The sequence below is a fragment of the Nocardioides ultimimeridianus genome (genome assembly GCF_054777895.1).
The window spans coordinates 159,487-174,771 of the sequence record NZ_BAAHAB010000022.1 but is presented as its reverse complement, the minus strand read 5'-3'; the positions used below and the strand labels follow the sequence as shown (position 1 = coordinate 174,771).

Sequence of the window (15,285 nt, the reverse complement as noted above, 5' to 3'; positions counted from 1 at the left end):
CGGGCCCGGTCGAGCTCGGCCCCGGCGTGGCGCACCGCGGCCGGCGCCGTGGCGCCGTGGCCGATCAGCTCGGCGACCCGCCGCGGCGACCCGAGCCGGACCGCGTCGGCGAGCAGCGACCGCTCCCCCGGCTGCACCTCGTCGTCGCCGACGAAGTCGTCCATCGCGGCCACGAACTGGTCCGGATGCTCGACGACCTTCGCCCCGTAGGCCTCCACCAGTGCCCGCAGCGATTCCGCGACGGCGTACGTCTCCTGCTTGTCCCCCACGGGCCGCAACCTAGCGGGGCGGACACCGCTCCGCCTGCGGAATCGGCGAGCCGGGGCGATCGGGGTGACCGCGCGGACCACGCCGTTCGGGCGATCCACGTCTAGCATGAAGGACGTGTTCGGACGGTTCTGGGCGGCACTGCTGACGCCCACCTGGCTCTCTCGGCTCATCTTCGTCGTGGGGGTGGCCTCGGTCGGCAGCGCCCTGTCCCCGACCATCGACGCGCGCAGCGAGGTCGTGAACTCGCTGGTGCCGGGCGTGTTCCCTGCGGCTGCCACGACCGGTACGGCGGCGATCGGCATCATGCTGATCCTGCTCGCCCGCGGCCTGCGCCGCGCCAAGCACCGGGCCTGGCTGATCGCGCTGATCCTGACCCTGCTCGCCGCCGCCACGCACCTGCTCAAGGGCCTCGACGTCGAGGAGTCCGTGATGTGCACCGCGATGGCGGTGCTGCTGTTCCTGGGCCGCGAGCAGTTCACGGCCCGCCCCGACACCCGCTCGGTGAAGGCGGTGCTGTCGGTCATCGTCGTCGGCCCGCTCGTCGCCGCCGGGCTGGGCTGGATCTGGCTCACCGTCGACGGCGACGGCCAGGAGCGCGGCACCACCGCGCTGGACCGGGTCGTGCAGGCCTTCCTCGGCCTGATCGGCATCCCCGGCCCGATCACCTTCAACAACACCCGGCACCAGGAGATCGCCACCACGGCGCTGGCGGTGCTGGGCGCGGCGGTGCTCGTCGTCGCCCTGATGGCGCTGCTGCGGCCCCCGGCCGGTCCCGCCCCGATCTCGCAGGCCGACGAGGAGCGGATGCGCGCCCTGCTCGACCGCTGGGGCAGCCAGGACTCGCTGGGCTACTTCACGCTGCGCGACGACCGCTCCGCGATCTTCGGTCCCGGTGGCGCCGCGATCTCCTACCGCGTGCTGGGCGGCGTCAGCCTCTCCGGCGGCGACCCGGTCGGCAACCCCGATGCCTGGGACGGCGCGATCAGCGCCTGGATGGACGAGGCCCGCGCCAACGGCTGGACGCCCGCCGTGATCGGCGCCGGCGAGGCCGCCGCCCGTGCCTACCAGCGGGCCGGCCTGGACGTGCTCGAGCTCGGCGACGAGGCGATCCTGCACGCGCCCCGCTTCACCCTCGACGGCCGCGAGATGCGCGGCGTGCGCCAGGCGGTGTCGCGGTGCGAGCGCAACGGCCTCTCGACGGAGGTACGCCGGATGCGCGACCTGCCCGCCGAGGAGGTCGAGCACCTGCGTGACCTGGCCGAGGAGTGGCGCGAGGGCGCGGTCGAACGCGGCTTCTCGATGGCGCTGAACCGCTTCGGCGAGCCGCAGGACGGCGACGCGGTCGTGGTCCTGGCGCGTGCCGACGACACGCCGGTCGGCCTGCTGCACTTCGTGCCGTGGGGCAAGGACGGGCTGTCGCTGGAGCTGATGCGCCGCAACCGCACCTCCCCCAACGGCGTCATCGAGACCATGGTCGCCGGCCTGATGGCCGAGGCCCCCGCGCTCGGCGTCGAGCGGGTCTCGCTCAACTTCGCCGTCTTCCGCGGCGTCCTGGCCCGTGGCGAGCAGCTCGGTGCCGGCCCGACCGCGCGGCTCGGCCGGGCGCTGCTGATGGGCGCGTCGCGCTTCTGGCAGATCGACTCGCTCTACCGCTCCAACGACAAGTACCGGCCCGAGTGGGTGCCGCGCTACCTCGTCTACCCGAAGACCAGCGACCTCGCGGGCGTGGTCAGCGCCGTCCTGCAGGCCGAGGCGTTCGTGCCGACGCCGGCGTGGAACAAGCCCAAGGGCGAGGAGCCGGAGCTCCTCACCACCTGAGCCCGGACGCCGAGCGTTGACCTGGAGCGCACTCCAGGAGCGACACTGGGCCGGTGACCGGACTCCCCATCGCCGCCGCCGCCGAGCGGCTCGGCCTCACCGTCGACACCCTGCGCTACTACGAGAAGGACGAGCTGCTGCTGCGCGCGGTGCCGCGCTCGGCCAGCGGGCATCGCCGCTACGAGGACGCCGACCTGCGCTGGATCGTGCTGATCACCCGCCTGCGATCGACCGGCATGCCCATCCGCGACGTCCGCCGCTATGCGGCGCTGGTCCGGGCCGGAGCCGGCAACGAGGCCGATCGGCTGGCGTTGCTGCAGGCCCATCGCGAGCACGTCCTGGCGCAGCTGGCGGAGGTCACGGCGCACCTCGCGGCGATCGACTACAAGATCGGCCTGTACGCCGACACGCTGCTCGAGCGGAGCGCTTGACCTGGAGTGCACTCCAAGGAGTTGGCTGGTGCCATGACGACCACCACCATCCCCCGCCGCACCCTCGGCACCACCGCCCCGCTCACCGTCTCCGCCCTCGGTCTGGGCTGCATGGGCATGTCGGAGTTCTACGGCACCTCCGACGAGCAGGGCGGCATCGACACCATCCACCACGCGCTCGACCTGGGCGTGACCTTCCTCGACACCGCCGACATGTACGGACCGTTCACCAACGAGATCCTCGTCGGCCGGGCGATCGCCGGTCGTCGCGACGAGGTGCAGCTGGCCACGAAGTTCGGCAACGAGCGGCTCCCGGACGGCACCCGGGTCGGCATCAACGGAAGCCCGGAGTACGTCCGCGCCGCGTGCGACGCCTCGCTCCAGCGGCTGGGCGTCGACCACATCGACCTCTACTACCAGCACCGCGTCGACAAGAGCGTCCCGATCGAGGAGACCGTCGGCGCGATGAAGGAGCTCGTCGAGGCGGGCAAGGTGCGCTTCCTCGGACTCTCCGAGGCCTCGCCCGAGACCATCCGCCGGGCCCACGCCGTGCACCCGATCACCGCCCTGCAGACCGAGTACTCGCTGTTCACCCGCGACCTCGAGGACGAGATCCTGCCGACGATCCGCGAGCTCGGCATCGGCCTGGTCCCCTACTCGCCGCTGGGCCGCGGCATGCTCACCGGCAAGCAGGAGTGGACGACGCTGGAGCAGGGCGACGGTCGGGCGTCGGCGTACTTCCCGCGGTTCCAGGGCGACAACCTTGCCACGAACCTGGAGCTGGTCGACCGCATCCGCGCGATCGCCGAGGACAAGGGCTGCACGCCCGGCCAGCTCGCGCTGGCGTGGGTGCTCGCGCAGGGCGGCGAGGGGCTGGGCGTGGCGCCGATCCCGGGCACCCGGCGGGTGCGCTACCTGGACGAGAACGTCGGCGCGCTCGACGTGTCCCTGACCGCCGAGGACCTGACGGCACTCGAGCGCGCGGTGCCGCGCGACGCGGTCGCGGGGAGCCGGTACGGCGACATGAGCCACATCGACAGCTGACCTCCGGCCGGGGCCTACGCTGCGAGGCATGAGCGACGACCTCCTGGCCCGCGCCCGCGCCTGGATCGCGGAGGACCCCGATCCCGTCACCCGGGCCGAGCTCGAGGAGGTCGTCGCGCGCGGCGACCTCGCCGAGCTCGGCGACCGGTTCCAGGGCCCCCTGGAGTTCGGTACGGCGGGCCTGCGCGGCCGCCTGGGCGCCGGCCCGCACCGGATGAACCGCGTCGTCGTGATCCGCGCTGCGGCCGGGTTGGCGGCGTACCTGCTGGACGAGGGGGCCGCCCCGGGGTCCCCCGTCGTCATCGGGTACGACGCCCGCCACAACTCCGACGTCTTCGCGCGTGACACGGCGGAGGTGATGGCCGGGGCGGGCCTGCGGCCGCTGCTGATGCCGCGCGCGCTGCCCACGCCGCTGCTGGCGTTCGCGATCCGCGAGCTCGGCTGCGTGGCGGGCGTGATGGTGACGGCGAGCCACAACCCGCCGCAGGACAACGGCTACAAGGTCTACCTGGGCGACGGGTCGCAGATCGTGCCGCCGGCCGACACCGGCATCGCGTCGCGGATCGCCGCGGTGGGCGCAGTGGACTCGGTGCGGCGGGTGGCGGTCGGCGACGAGGCGGTGCTCGGCGAGGGCATCGTGGAGCGCTACCTCGACACGGTCGTCAGCGCTGCCGGCGACGGTCCGCGCGACCTGTCGGTCGTCTACACGCCGCTGCACGGCGTCGGCGGGCACCTCGCCGCGCACGCGCTGCACCGGGCCGGCTTCCCGCACCCGCGGATCGTGGCGCGCCAGGCGCAGCCCGACCCGGACTTCCCGACCGTGGCCTTCCCGAACCCGGAGGAGCCCGGCGCGATGGACCTCGCCCTCGCCCTCGCGGCCGAGCAGGGCGCCGACCTGGTGATCGCCAACGACCCCGACGCCGATCGGTGCGCCGTGGCCGTGCCCACCGGCGAGGGTTGGCGGATGCTGCGCGGCGACGAGGTCGGCGCGCTGCTCGGCGAGCACCTGCTGCGGTCGGGTCGCGCGGGCGTCTACGCCACGTCGATCGTCTCGTCGTCGCTGCTGCTGAGCCAGGCGGCGGCGTACGGGCAGCCCGCGCGGGAGACGCTCACCGGCTTCAAGTGGATCGGCCGGATCCCCGGGCTGGCGTTCGGCTACGAGGAGGCCCTGGGCTACTGCGTCGACCCGGCCAACGTCGCCGACAAGGACGGCATCTCGGCGGCGCTGGTCATCTGCGCGATGGCGGCCGGCGCGAAGGCGGAGGGACGCACGCTCCTCGACGAGCTCGACGCGATCGCCCGGCGCTACGGGCTCTTCGCCACCGACCAGCTGTCCGTGCGGGTCACCGACCTGGCCGAGATCGGCGCGGCCATGGCGCGCCTGCGCGAGCACCCGCCGACGACGCTCGGCGGGCGCGAGGTCGAGGCGGCCGATGACCTGTCGGCCGGCAGCGCGGACCTGCCGCCCACCGACGGCCTGCGCTACCGGCTGGCCGGCGGGGGCCGGGTCATCGTCCGGCCGAGCGGCACCGAGCCCAAGCTCAAGTGCTACCTGGAGGTCGTGATCCCCGTGGCAGAGGGTGGCGACGTCGGTGCCGCCCGCGCGACGGCGGCCGAGCAGCTCGCGTCCCTGAAGCGGGACGTGGCGGCCGCGGCCGGCATCACAGCCGGCTGATCAGCCACCACGCGACACCGAGCCCCGCCCCCAGCCCGAGCACGCGGAGCGGCCCCCAGCGCAGCCCGAACATCGCGACCAGGCACGCCGCGGTCAGCGCGAACGCCTCGCCGCTCGCCGCGCCGAGGACCGGCAGCTCCACGTGGATCGGGCCGCGCACGACGGTGCGGGTCCGGGTGAAGAGCGTGTGCAGCGCGAAGAACACCGCGAGGTTGGCGATCACGCCCACCACGGCAGCGGTGATCGCGGTCAGCGCGGCCGTGAGGTGCCGGTTGGCGCGGAGGCGCTCGACGTACGGCGCCCCACCGAGCACCAGCACGAAACAGGGCACGAACGTGACCCAGGTGACCGTGAACGACCCGACGACGGCCGCCACCCACGGGTCGAGCGAGCCGGGCGAACGGTAGGCGCCCAGGAACGCCACGAACTGCACGACCATGATCAGCGGGCCGGGCGTCGACTCGGCGAGGCCCAGCCCGCGCACCATCTCGTTCGGCGCGAGCCAGCCGTAGACGTGGACGGCCTGCTGGGCGACGTACGAGAGCACGGCGTAGGCACCGCCGAAGGTGACCAGAGCGGTGCCGGAGAAGAACACGCCCTCGTCGACGATCGTCGAGTCGCGGCCGAGGGCGAGCGCGAGGACGGCGACCGGCGCCAGCCAGATCACGGTCCCGCCCACGAACAGCGTGAGGGTACGCCGCAGCGACGGTGGGCTGTGGTGCAGCAGCTCGTCGCTCACCAGCGGCTCGGGGCCGTCGGAGCTGCCGTGCTGCTTCGGCTCGCCGAGCTCGCGCAGCCGCAGGCCGAGCAGCCAGCCGATCACGCCCGACCCGAGCACCACGACCGGGAACGGCACCCGGAAGACCGCCAGCGCCACGAACGCCAACACCGCCAGGCCCACGAGCAGCCGGTGCCGGAGCGCCCGCGAGCCGACCCGGATGACGGCCTGCAGCACGATCGCGATCACCGCCGGACCGACGCCGGCGAACACCGCGCTGACGAAGCCGACGTCGCCGAAGCCGACGTAGATCGCCGACAGCGCCAGCAGGGCGACGACGCCCGGGAGCACGAACAGCGTGCCGGCGATGAGCCCGCCGGCCGTGCCGTTGAGCAGCCAGCCGGTGTAGATGGCGAGCTGCTGCGCCTCGGGGCCGGGGAGCAGCATGCAGTAGTTGAGCGCGTGCAGGAACCGGCGCTGCCCGATCCATCGCTTCTCGTCGACGAGCTTGTGCTGCATGACCGCGATCTGGCCGGCCGGTCCGCCGAAGGTCTGCGCGGCGATCGACGCCCAGGCCCGGGTCGCCTCGCGCAGGGGGATCACGTCTCGGTCACGGCCCACGTCTGAAGGCTAGTGCCGGAGACGGCCGACCCTATGCTGGGGCACATGTCTGTCAGCGCCCCCAGCCTCGCCGACGTGGCGTCCAGCGAGGCGTCGCTCAAGCGCTTCCTGCACGGTCTCCCGGGCGTCGACCAGGTCGGCGCCGAGGCCCGCGCCGCGGCCCTCGGCACGCGCTCGATCAAGACCACTGCAAAGGCCTATGCGATCGACCTGGCCATCTCGATGGTCGACCTCACCACCCTCGAGGGGCAGGACACCCCGGGCAAGGTGCGGGCGCTGGGCGCCAAGGCACTGCACCCGGACCCGGCAGATCCGACCTGCCCCATGGTCGCGGCCGTCTGCGTGTACGGCGACATGGTCGGCCCGGTCAAGGAGGTGGTCGGCGACCGCGTGAACGTGGCGGCTGTGGCGACCGCGTTCCCGAGCGGGCGGGCGTCGATGGCGGTCAAGCTCGCCGACACCCGCGACGCGGTGGCGGCCGGAGCCGACGAGATCGACATGGTGATCGACCGGGGCGCGTTCCTGTCCGGCCGCTACCAGCAGGTCTACGACGAGATCGTCGCCACGAAGCAGGCCTGCGGCGAGGCGCACCTCAAGGTGATCTTCGAGACCGGCGAGCTGCAGACCCTCGACAACGTACGACGCGCCTCGTGGCTGGCCATGCTGGCGGGCGCGGACTTCATCAAGACCTCCACCGGCAAGGTGCAGCCCGCCGCGACGCTGCCGGTCACGTTGGTGATGCTCGAGGCCGTGCGCGACTTCCGCGAGGCGACCGGCACGCAGATCGGCGTGAAGCCGGCGGGCGGGATCCGCACGACCAAGGACGCGATCAAGTACCTGGTCATGGTCAACGAGGTCGCCGGCGCCGACTGGCTGACCCCGGACTGGTTCCGGTTCGGCGCCTCGACCCTGCTCAACGACCTGCTCATGCAGCGCACCAAGCTCGCCACCGGCCGCTACAGCGGCCCCGACTACTTCACCCTGGACTGAGGCGATCAGCGGATGACATTCGAGTACGCCCCCGCGCCCGAGTCGCGCGGCATCGTGGACATCAAGGCCTCCTACGGGCTGTTCATCGACGGTGAGTTCGTCTCCGGGAGCGGGGAGTCGTTCAAGACGATCAACCCGGCGACCGAGGAGAGCCTCGCTGAGATCGCCGAGGCCTCGCAGGCCGACGTCGACCTCGCGGTCCGCGCCGCCCGCCGCGCCTTCCGCGGGTGGAGCCGGATGCCCGGTGCCGAGCGCGCCAAGTACCTCTACCGGATCGCGCGCCTCATCCAGGAGCGCTCCCGGGAGCTGGCCGTCCTGGAGTCCATCGACAACGGCAAGCCGATCAAGGAGAGCCGCGACGTCGACGTACCTCTCGTCGCCGCGCACTTCTTCTACTACGCCGGCTGGGCCGACAAGCTCGCGTACGCCGGGCTCGGCGCGAACCCGCAGCCGCTGGGCGTCGCCGGTCAGGTGATCCCGTGGAACTTCCCGCTGCTCATGCTGGCGTGGAAGGTCGCGCCCGCGTTGGCGTGCGGCAACACGGTGGTGCTCAAGCCCGCGGAGACCACTCCCCTGACCGCCCTGCTGTTCGCGGAGATCTGCCAGCAGGCCGACCTGCCGCCGGGCGTCGTCAACATCGTCACCGGGGCGGGCGCGACCGGCCAGGCCGTCGTCTCCCACCCCGACGTCGACAAGGTCGCCTTCACCGGCTCCACCGAGGTCGGCAAGGCGATCGCGCGCGCGGTCGCCGGGACCGACAAGAGGGTCACCCTGGAGCTCGGCGGCAAGGCCGCCAACATCGTCTTCGAGGACGCCGCCATCGACCAGGCCGTCGAGGGCATCGTCGGCGGCATCTTCTTCAACCAGGGCCATGTCTGCTGCGCCGGGTCGCGGCTCCTGGTCCAGGAGTCCATCGCCGACGAGCTGCTCGCGAGCCTGAAGCGGCGGATGGGCACACTGCGGGTCGGCGACCCGCTCGACAAGAACACCGACGTCGGCGCCATCAACTCCGCCGAGCAGCTGGCGAGGATCCGCGAGCTGGCGGGCGTCGGCGACGACGAGGGCGCCGAGCGCTGGTCCGCGCCGTGCGACCTGCCGGGCGCGGGCTTCTGGTTCCCGCCGACGATCTTCACCGGCGTCTCCCAGGCCCACCGGATCGCGCGCGAGGAGATCTTCGGGCCGGTCCTGTCGGTGCTGACCTTCCGCACGCCGAGCGAGGCGATCGAGAAGGCCAACAACACGCCCTACGGCCTGTCCGCCGGCGTGTGGACCGAGAAGGGGTCGCGGATCCTGCACATGGCCAGCGAGCTGCGGGCCGGTGTGGTCTGGGCCAACACGTTCAACAAGTTCGACCCGACCAGCCCGTTCGGCGGCTACAAGGAGTCCGGCTACGGCCGCGAGGGCGGGCTCCAGGGTCTGAGCGCCTACCTGAAGGGGGCCGAGTGATGAGCAGGGTGGACGTGCGCAAGACCTACAAGCTCTACATCGGCGGCGCCTTCCCGCGCTCGGAGTCGGGGCACACCTTCGAGGTCACCGACGCGAAGGGCCGGTTCCTCGCCAACGCGAGCAAGGCCTCGCGCAAGGACGCCCGCGACGCGGTCGTGGCGGCACGCAAGGCGTTCCCGGGCTGGTCGTCGCGCACGGCGTACAACCGCGGTCAGGTGGTCTACCGGATCGCCGAGGTGCTCGAGTCGCGCGCCGACCAGTTCGTCGCCGAGCTCGTCCGCACCGAGGGCGTCACGACCGCCAAGGCGCGCACGTACGTCGCCGCCGCCGTCGACCGCCTCGTCTGGTACGCCGGCTGGGCGGACAAGATCGGTCAGGTCATCGGCAGCCAGAACCCGGTCGCCGGGCCCTACTTCAACCTCACCAGCCCCGAGCCCACCGGCGTGGTCGCGGTGCTGGCGCCGAAGGGCGCCCTGCTCGGTCTCGTGAGCGTGCTCGCGCCGCTGATCGTCACCGGCAACACCGTGGTCGTGCTGGCCAGCCAGGCCCACCCGCTGACCGCGATCACGCTGGCCGAGGTGCTCGACGCCTCCGACGTCCCCGCCGGTGTCGTCAACATCCTCACCGGCCCGGTCGCCGACGTGGCGCCCTGGCTCGCCTCGCACATGGACGTCAACGCCATCGACCTGACCGGCGTCGCGGACCCCGAGCTCGCCACCGCCCTCGAGGTCGCCGCCGCCGACAACCTCAAGCGCGTACGCCGGGCCCCCGCCGCCGCCCCGGACTGGCTCGCCGAGCCGGGGATCGACCGGATGACGTGGGCGCTGGAACTGAAGACCGTCTGGCACCCGATCGGTGTCTGAGGCGGCCCGCGTCGTCGTCCTCGCCGGACCCTCGGGTGCCGGGAAGTCCCGGCTCGCCGAGCGGCTCCAGCGCGCCCAGGGCTGGCCGACCCTGCGGCTCGACGACTTCTACAAGGACGGCGACGACCCGTCGCTCCCGCGGATCACGGCCGGGCACAACCACGGCCTCGCCGACTGGGACGACCCCGCCAGCTGGCACCGGGAGGCGGCCGTGGCCGCGCTGCTCGAGCTGTGCCGCACCGGCCGGACCGACACCCCGGACTACTCGATCCCGCAGAGCCGCGCGACCGGCCACCAGGTCCTCGACCTCGCGGGCAGCAGGCTCTTTTGCGCGGAGGGCATCTTCGCCGACCAGGTCGTGGCGGCGTGCCGGGACGCGGGTGTCCTCGCGGCGGCGTACTGCATCACCCAGCACCCGCTGATCACCTTCACCCGCCGCCTGTCGCGCGACCTGCGTGAGCGCCGCAAGCCCCCGCTGGTGCTGGTCCGCCGCGGCCTCGCGCTGGCGCGCGCCCAGCGCCGGATCGTACGCCGGGCGCAGGCCGCGGGCTGCCGGGTCGCGTCCGGCGACGCCGCCTACGCCGAGCTGGCCGGGCTCACGAGCAGTGGTCGGCGTACCACGGCTTGATGACCTCGTTGATGATCCGCAGCCGCTGGTCGAAGGGCAGGAACGCCGACTTCATGGCGTTGAGGGTGAACCACTCGACGTCGCGCAGGCCGTAGCCGAACGCGTCGCGGAGCAGCCCGAACTCCCGGCTCATCGAGGTGCCGCTCATCAGCCGGTTGTCGGTGTTGACCGTGACCCGGAAGCGGAGATCGGCGAGCAGCCGGATCGGGTGCTCGGCGATCGACGCCGCGGCGCCGGTCTGCACGTTGGACGACGGGCACATCTCCAGCGGGATGCGCTTGTCGCGGACGTACGCCGCCAGCCGGCCCAGCTCCGGAGCCCCGTCGGCGCCCAGGGCGATGTCGTCGATGATCCGCACCCCGTGGCCGAGCCGGTCGGCGCCGCACCACTGCACGGCCTCCCAGATCGACGGCAGACCGAAGGCCTCGCCGGCGTGGATGGTGATGTGGCCGTTCTCCCGGCGCACGTGCTCGAAAGCGTCGAGGAACCGCGACGGCGGGAAGCCGGCCTCAGGACCCGCGATGTCGAAGCCCGCGACGCCCAGGTCGCGGCCCTCGATGGCCAGCTCGGCGATCTCCATGGCGCGCGCGGCCTGGCGCATCGCGGTGCACAGCTGGCGCACCACGATCCGGCCGCCGGCGGCCTCCATGCCCTGGTCGAAGCCGAGCCGGACGGCGTCGACCACCTCACCGAGGCTCAGCCCGTCGGCCAGGTGCAGCTCGGGCGCGTAGCGGATCTCGGCGTACACGACGCCGTCCGCCGCGAGGTCCTCGACCGCCTCGCGCGCGACCCGGGTGATCGCCTCGGCGGTCTGCATCACGGCGAGGGTGTGCGCGAAGGTCTCGAGGTAGCGCACCAGGGACCCGCTGTCGGCCGCGTCCCGGAACCAGGCGCCCAGCTTCTCGGGGTCGTCGGCCGGCAGCTCGTGCCCGACCCGCGCCGCCAGCTCGACGATCGTCGCCGGCCGCAACCCGCCGTCCAGGTGGTCGTGCAGCAGCACTTTCGGTGCGGACACCAGCAGATCGTCGGTCGCGGAGCGGGTAGGTTCCATGACGGCATTGTTCCACTGGGCCATGGCGGCCCACGGGTACCACGGAGGAGACGGTTGCGATGCGGGTTTTCACCACGTTCGACGAGCTCGAGCAGGCCGCCGGCGAGGAGCTCGGCGCGAGCGAGTGGGTCACCATCGACCAGCGACGGGTCAACCAGTTCGCGGACGCGACCGGCGACCACCAGTGGATCCACGTCGACCTCGAGCGCGCCAAGCAGGGCCCGTTCGGCGGGACCATCGCGCACGGCTACCTGACCCTCTCCCTGGTGCCCTGGCTGGGCAGCCAGGTCTTCAGCCTCCAGACCCCCGGCGCCAAGCTGAACTACGGCGTCAACAAGGTCCGCTTCCCCCACCCGGTCCTGGTCGGCTCGAAGGTCCGCGTGCACGTCAAGATCGCGACGGTGACCGACATCCCCAAGGGCAAGCAGCTCACCGTCCAGCACACCATCGAGATCGACGGCGTCGACAAGCCGGCGATGATCGCCGAAACCGTGGTCCTGCTCCTTCCCTGAGGCTTACCCTCGCGTCATGAGGCGCATCTCCCTCGGCCGAGTACCCCTGGTGCTGGGCAGCGTGGCCCTGCTGGTCGCCGGAGCGACCGCAGGGGCCACCGCGACGTCCCTGATCACCGGGGCGCAGATCAAGGACGGCACGGTCACCGGCCGCGACGTCAAGGACGGATCGCTCAGCTCCCGCGACCTCGCCGCGAGCGCCCGTGCGCAGCTGCGCGGACAGACCGGACCGAGCGGTGCGCCGGGATCCCCAGGGCCTACGGGACCGACCGGTCCCTCCGGAGCGCCGGGTGCACCCGGTGCACCCCAGATCGGTTCGAGCTGCGACGTGCCGGGGCACAGCCCCGGCATCGTGGCGACCGCAGTCGCGACGAACGGCACGATCACCTTCAAGTGCACGAACGCCGGCGACACCGACGCGGACGGCGACGGCTTCACCCCCGACCAGGGTGACTGCGACGACGCCGCGTCAGCGATCCACCCGGGGGCCGCGGAGGTGTTCGACGGCAAGGACGACGACTGCAACGGCCTCCTCGACGCGCACCTGAGCGGCCAGTCGGGTGTGGGCATCTGCACGTTCAGCTGGTCGCGCACGGAGACGACCGCGGCGCCCTTCTACGCCCAGACACCCGAGTCAGGACCGCAGCCGGTCGCCGAGATCCCCGGCAACGGTCTCGATGACGACTGCGACGGGGTCATCGACGAGATCGAGTGAGTCCGGCCCCGTCGTACCTGACCGTTCGGCCCCATCTCCGCCGGAACCAGGGCCGAACCATCAGGTACGACGGGCCTCAGCAGATGCGGTCGACGATGAGCGGGCTCGGCGTGTACGACGTACCTGCCGATCCCACCTCGTAGCCGCCCTCCAGCGCGGCCAGCGCGCGGTCGAACCGCTCCGGGGTGTCGGTCAGCAGCGTGAACAGCGGCTCCCCCGCCCGCACCTGATCACCCGGGCGGGCGTGCCAGACGACGCCGGCGCCGGCCTGCACCGGGTCCTCCTTGCGCTCGCGGCCGGCGCCCAGGCGCCATGCCGCGACCCCGACCGCCATCGCGTCGAGGCGGGTCAGCACGCCGTCGGCCGGAGCGGTCACGACGTGCGACTCCTTCGCCACCGGCAGCGCGGCATCCGGGTCGCCGCCCTGCGCGGAGATCATCCGGCGCCAGGCATCCATGGCCGACCCGTCGGCCAGCCTCTCGGCCGGGTCGACGTCGTCGACACCGGCGGCCGCGAGCATCTCGCGCGCCAGCGCGACCGTCAGCTCGACCACGTCCGCCGGCCCACCGCCGGCGAGCACCTCGACCGACTCGGTGACCTCGATCGCGTTCCCCGCGGTCAGCCCGAGCGGCGTGTCCATGTCGGTGAGCAGGGCGACCGTGCGCACCCCGGCGTCGGTGCCGAGGCCGACCATCACCTCGGCCAGCTCCCGCGCGCGGTCGAGGGACTTCATGAACGCGCCGCTGCCGACCTTCACGTCGAGCACCAGCGCGCCGGTGCCCTCGGCGATCTTCTTGCTCATGATCGAGGAGGCGATCAGCGGGATCGCCTCGACGGTGCCCGTGACGTCGCGCAGCGCGTAGAGCTTCTTGTCCGCCGGGGCGAGGCCGTCGCCGGCGGCACAGATGACGGCTCCCACCGACTCCAGCTGGGCGAGCATCTCCTCGTTGGACAGCAGGGCCCGCCACCCCGGGATCGACTCGAGCTTGTCGAGGGTCCCGCCGGTGTGCCCGAGACCGCGCCCGGACAGCTGCGGCACCGCCACGCCGCACGCGGCCACGAGCGGCGCCAGCGGCAGCGTGATCTTGTCGCCCACGCCACCGGTCGAGTGCTTGTCGGCGGTCGGCCGGCTCAGCGACGCGAACGACATCCGCTCCCCCGACGCGATCATCGCCGCGGTCCAGTCGGCGATCTCGCGCCGGTCCATGCCGTTGAGCAGCACCGCCATGGCGAGTGCCGACATCTGCTCGTCAGCGACCGCGCCGCGGGTGTAGGCGTCGATCACCCAGTCGATCTGGCTCGTGCTGAGCACGCCCCGATCCCGCTTGGTGGTGATGACCTCGATGGCGTCGTGCGTCATGGCGCGACCCTAGACGAGGCCGCCGGCGCCCCGGCGGGTGAGGGACCAGTTTGGCCGCCGTCATGCGGGGAAGGAGGAGGCCCTCACATCCACCTGACACGAAGAAGGTCCCCATGCGCACGAAGCGCCTTCCCATTCTCGGCGCGATCGCGCTCCTCCTCGGCGTGCTCTCGCCCGTGGCCGGTCTGACCACCGCCGCGCCCGCCGACGCCCTCACGACGTCGTGGCGCTGCGGAGCCGTCCACACCAGGCCGGGCGGCACCGTCCAGGACTGCGTGCGGCTCACGCGGATCACGCCGCACGTGCTGGACGACAAGACCTACACCCTGCACAACAGCTACACGAACCAGTCCGTCAACGGGCACTGCACGTGGACCCAGTCGACCACCTTCGAGTGGAGCCTGAGCACGTCGGTCAAGTTCGAGGCCGGGCTGATCTTCGAGAAGGTGTCCGGTGAGATCAGCGGTGGCATCAAGCACTCCACCACCGACGCGACCAGTGTCGGCGGCGACTTCACCATCCCGCCGGGCAAGTACGCCTACTGCGCCCGCGGCCACGAGTACTTCACCGTCCGCGGGCAGCTGCGCCGACACCTGTGCGCTTCGTCGGGCTGCTACTACTCACTGACCGACTTCAGCGCGAAGGCCCCGAAGCGCTCCTTCATCGACTTCGGCCCCGGTCCGGACGCGGATCTGAGCCGGTTCCTGCCGAAGGCCTGATCCGCCGTACCGCTCCCGTTCGGGCCCGGTGACCTCACCCGAGGTCGTCGGGCCCGAACGCGTCCGGCAGCACCTCGGTCATGGGGCGTACGCCGGCGACGGTCCAGACCTCGAGCGCCGGGCCGCCGTTCTCCCAGAGCAGCTGCCGGCAGCGTCCGCACGGCATGATCACCTCGCCGGAGCCGTTGACGCACACGAAGTGGGTGAGCCGGCCGCCACCGGTGATGTGCAGCTGCGAGACGAGCCCGCACTCGGCGCACAGGGTCACGCCGTAGGCCGCGTTCTCCACGTTGCAGCCGACCACCACCCGGCCGTCGTCGACGAGGGCCGCGGCCCCCACCCGGAAGCGCGAGTACGGCGCATAGGCGTGCCCCGACGCCTCCACGGCGAGGCGCTTGAGCGCCTCCCAGTCGACCCTCGCCAT

Annotated in this window: 16 protein-coding genes; 11 read left to right on the top strand and 5 right to left on the bottom strand. The window is 72.5% G+C overall.

Going from position 1 to position 15,285, the window contains the following annotated elements; translation table 11 throughout:
- Window positions 1–269, bottom strand: a 269-nt coding sequence (locus ACYU8V_RS20620) for a hypothetical protein (RefSeq protein WP_460850075.1), incomplete at its 3' end; no start/stop codon positions are given.
- 115 nt (window positions 270–384) lie between these two features.
- On the opposite strand from ACYU8V_RS20620, the gene ACYU8V_RS20615 reads away from it, so the two are divergent.
- The 4 genes from ACYU8V_RS20615 to ACYU8V_RS20600 are packed head-to-tail and all read left to right on the top strand — an operon-like array spanning window position 385 to window position 5,238.
- Window positions 385–2,088, top strand: a complete 1,704-nt coding sequence (locus ACYU8V_RS20615; RefSeq protein ID WP_460850074.1) for a phosphatidylglycerol lysyltransferase domain-containing protein — start codon at window positions 385–387, stop codon at window positions 2,086–2,088.
- Window positions 2,089–2,141: 53 nt separating this feature from the next.
- Window positions 2,142–2,519, top strand: coding sequence for a MerR family transcriptional regulator (locus ACYU8V_RS20610; protein ID WP_460850072.1), 378 nt, complete (start codon window positions 2,142–2,144; stop codon window positions 2,517–2,519).
- 33 nt (window positions 2,520–2,552) lie between these two features.
- The gene (locus ACYU8V_RS20605) at window positions 2,553–3,563 is read left to right on the top strand and encodes an aldo/keto reductase (RefSeq protein WP_460850070.1); all 1,011 of its coding nucleotides are present in this window, start codon (window positions 2,553–2,555) and stop codon (window positions 3,561–3,563) included.
- Window positions 3,564–3,591: 28 nt separating this feature from the next.
- On the top strand, window positions 3,592–5,238 hold the full coding sequence (locus ACYU8V_RS20600) for a phospho-sugar mutase (RefSeq protein WP_460850068.1): 1,647 nt from the start codon (window positions 3,592–3,594) through the stop codon (window positions 5,236–5,238).
- Here ACYU8V_RS20600 and chrA read toward each other — a convergent pair.
- Window positions 5,225–6,577, bottom strand: coding sequence for a chromate efflux transporter (gene chrA, locus ACYU8V_RS20595; RefSeq protein WP_460850066.1), 1,353 nt, complete (start codon window positions 6,575–6,577; stop codon window positions 5,225–5,227). The two genes, ACYU8V_RS20600 and chrA, sit on opposite strands and share 14 nt — an antisense overlap.
- Before the next feature lie 45 nt (window positions 6,578–6,622).
- On the opposite strand from chrA, the gene deoC reads away from it, so the two are divergent.
- From deoC to ACYU8V_RS20575, 4 genes are read left to right on the top strand one after another with little or no spacing between them, the layout of a single operon-like run.
- The gene (gene deoC, locus ACYU8V_RS20590) at window positions 6,623–7,567 is read left to right on the top strand and encodes a deoxyribose-phosphate aldolase (protein WP_460850064.1); all 945 of its coding nucleotides are present in this window, start codon (window positions 6,623–6,625) and stop codon (window positions 7,565–7,567) included.
- Window positions 7,568–7,579: 12 nt separating this feature from the next.
- A complete protein-coding gene (locus ACYU8V_RS20585) occupies window positions 7,580–9,013 on the top strand; it encodes an aldehyde dehydrogenase family protein (RefSeq protein ID WP_460850062.1) in 1,434 nt (477 codons plus the stop codon).
- Window positions 9,013–9,876 carry an aldehyde dehydrogenase family protein gene (locus ACYU8V_RS20580; RefSeq protein WP_460850061.1) on the top strand — a complete coding sequence of 288 codons (864 nt, stop codon included), beginning with the start codon at window positions 9,013–9,015 and terminating at the stop codon, window positions 9,874–9,876. The genes ACYU8V_RS20585 and ACYU8V_RS20580 overlap by 1 nt, the downstream gene beginning before the upstream one ends.
- Window positions 9,869–10,504: an ATP-binding protein gene (locus ACYU8V_RS20575; protein WP_460850059.1), complete on the top strand. Its 636-nt coding sequence runs from the start codon at window positions 9,869–9,871 to the stop codon at window positions 10,502–10,504. Before ACYU8V_RS20580 ends, ACYU8V_RS20575 begins: the two co-directional genes overlap by 8 nt.
- On the opposite strand, the gene ACYU8V_RS20570 is transcribed toward ACYU8V_RS20575, so the two are convergent.
- A complete protein-coding gene (locus ACYU8V_RS20570) occupies window positions 10,473–11,555 on the bottom strand; it encodes an adenosine deaminase (protein ID WP_460850057.1) in 1,083 nt (360 codons plus the stop codon). The genes ACYU8V_RS20575 and ACYU8V_RS20570 overlap by 32 nt on opposite strands.
- A 59-nt stretch (window positions 11,556–11,614) precedes the next feature.
- Here ACYU8V_RS20570 and ACYU8V_RS20565 point away from each other — a divergent pair, with 59 nt between their 5' ends.
- Both ACYU8V_RS20565 and ACYU8V_RS20560 read left to right on the top strand, forming a co-directional pair.
- Complete coding sequence (locus ACYU8V_RS20565; RefSeq protein ID WP_460850056.1) at window positions 11,615–12,067, top strand: MaoC family dehydratase; 453 nt, start codon at window positions 11,615–11,617, stop codon at window positions 12,065–12,067.
- A gap of 16 nt (window positions 12,068–12,083) precedes the next feature.
- Window positions 12,084–12,782, top strand: a complete 699-nt coding sequence (locus ACYU8V_RS20560) for a MopE-related protein (protein ID WP_460850054.1) — start codon at window positions 12,084–12,086, stop codon at window positions 12,780–12,782.
- 76 nt (window positions 12,783–12,858) lie between these two features.
- On the opposite strand, the gene ACYU8V_RS20555 is transcribed toward ACYU8V_RS20560, so the two are convergent.
- Window positions 12,859–14,142, bottom strand: a complete 1,284-nt coding sequence (locus tag ACYU8V_RS20555; RefSeq protein ID WP_460850051.1) for a thymidine phosphorylase — start codon at window positions 14,140–14,142, stop codon at window positions 12,859–12,861.
- 113 nt (window positions 14,143–14,255) lie between these two features.
- Between ACYU8V_RS20555 and ACYU8V_RS20550 the strand changes: the two genes are divergently transcribed.
- Window positions 14,256–14,861 (top strand): hypothetical protein, encoded by a 606-nt coding sequence (locus ACYU8V_RS20550; protein WP_460850050.1) that lies wholly within the window; start codon window positions 14,256–14,258, stop codon window positions 14,859–14,861.
- Between the two features lie 34 nt (window positions 14,862–14,895).
- On the opposite strand, the gene ACYU8V_RS20545 is transcribed toward ACYU8V_RS20550, so the two are convergent.
- Entirely contained in the window at window positions 14,896–15,285 is a 390-nt protein-coding gene (locus ACYU8V_RS20545; RefSeq protein ID WP_460850047.1) for a cytidine deaminase, read from the bottom strand.

Excerpts from the sequence above, each read along its gene's own strand:
- ACYU8V_RS20545 (WP_460850047.1), bottom strand. The coding sequence starts at position 15,285 with ATGGCGAGGGTCGACTGGGAGGCGCTCAAGCGCCTCGCCGTGGAGGCG.
- ACYU8V_RS20605 (WP_460850070.1), top strand. The coding sequence starts at position 2,553 with ATGACGACCACCACCATCCCCCGCCGCACCCTCGGCACCACCGCCCCG.
- ACYU8V_RS20580 (WP_460850061.1), top strand. The coding sequence starts at position 9,013 with ATGAGCAGGGTGGACGTGCGCAAGACCTACAAGCTCTACATCGGCGGC.
- ACYU8V_RS20555 (WP_460850051.1), bottom strand. The coding sequence starts at position 14,142 with ATGACGCACGACGCCATCGAGGTCATCACCACCAAGCGGGATCGGGGC.
- ACYU8V_RS20600 (WP_460850068.1), top strand. The coding sequence starts at position 3,592 with ATGAGCGACGACCTCCTGGCCCGCGCCCGCGCCTGGATCGCGGAGGAC.
- ACYU8V_RS20560 (WP_460850054.1), top strand. The coding sequence starts at position 12,084 with ATGAGGCGCATCTCCCTCGGCCGAGTACCCCTGGTGCTGGGCAGCGTG.
- ACYU8V_RS20585 (WP_460850062.1), top strand. The coding sequence starts at position 7,580 with ATGACATTCGAGTACGCCCCCGCGCCCGAGTCGCGCGGCATCGTGGAC.
- deoC (WP_460850064.1), top strand. The coding sequence starts at position 6,623 with ATGTCTGTCAGCGCCCCCAGCCTCGCCGACGTGGCGTCCAGCGAGGCG.
- ACYU8V_RS20550 (WP_460850050.1), top strand. The coding sequence starts at position 14,256 with ATGCGCACGAAGCGCCTTCCCATTCTCGGCGCGATCGCGCTCCTCCTC.
- ACYU8V_RS20570 (WP_460850057.1), bottom strand. The coding sequence starts at position 11,555 with ATGGAACCTACCCGCTCCGCGACCGACGATCTGCTGGTGTCCGCACCG.
- ACYU8V_RS20565 (WP_460850056.1), top strand. The coding sequence starts at position 11,615 with ATGCGGGTTTTCACCACGTTCGACGAGCTCGAGCAGGCCGCCGGCGAG.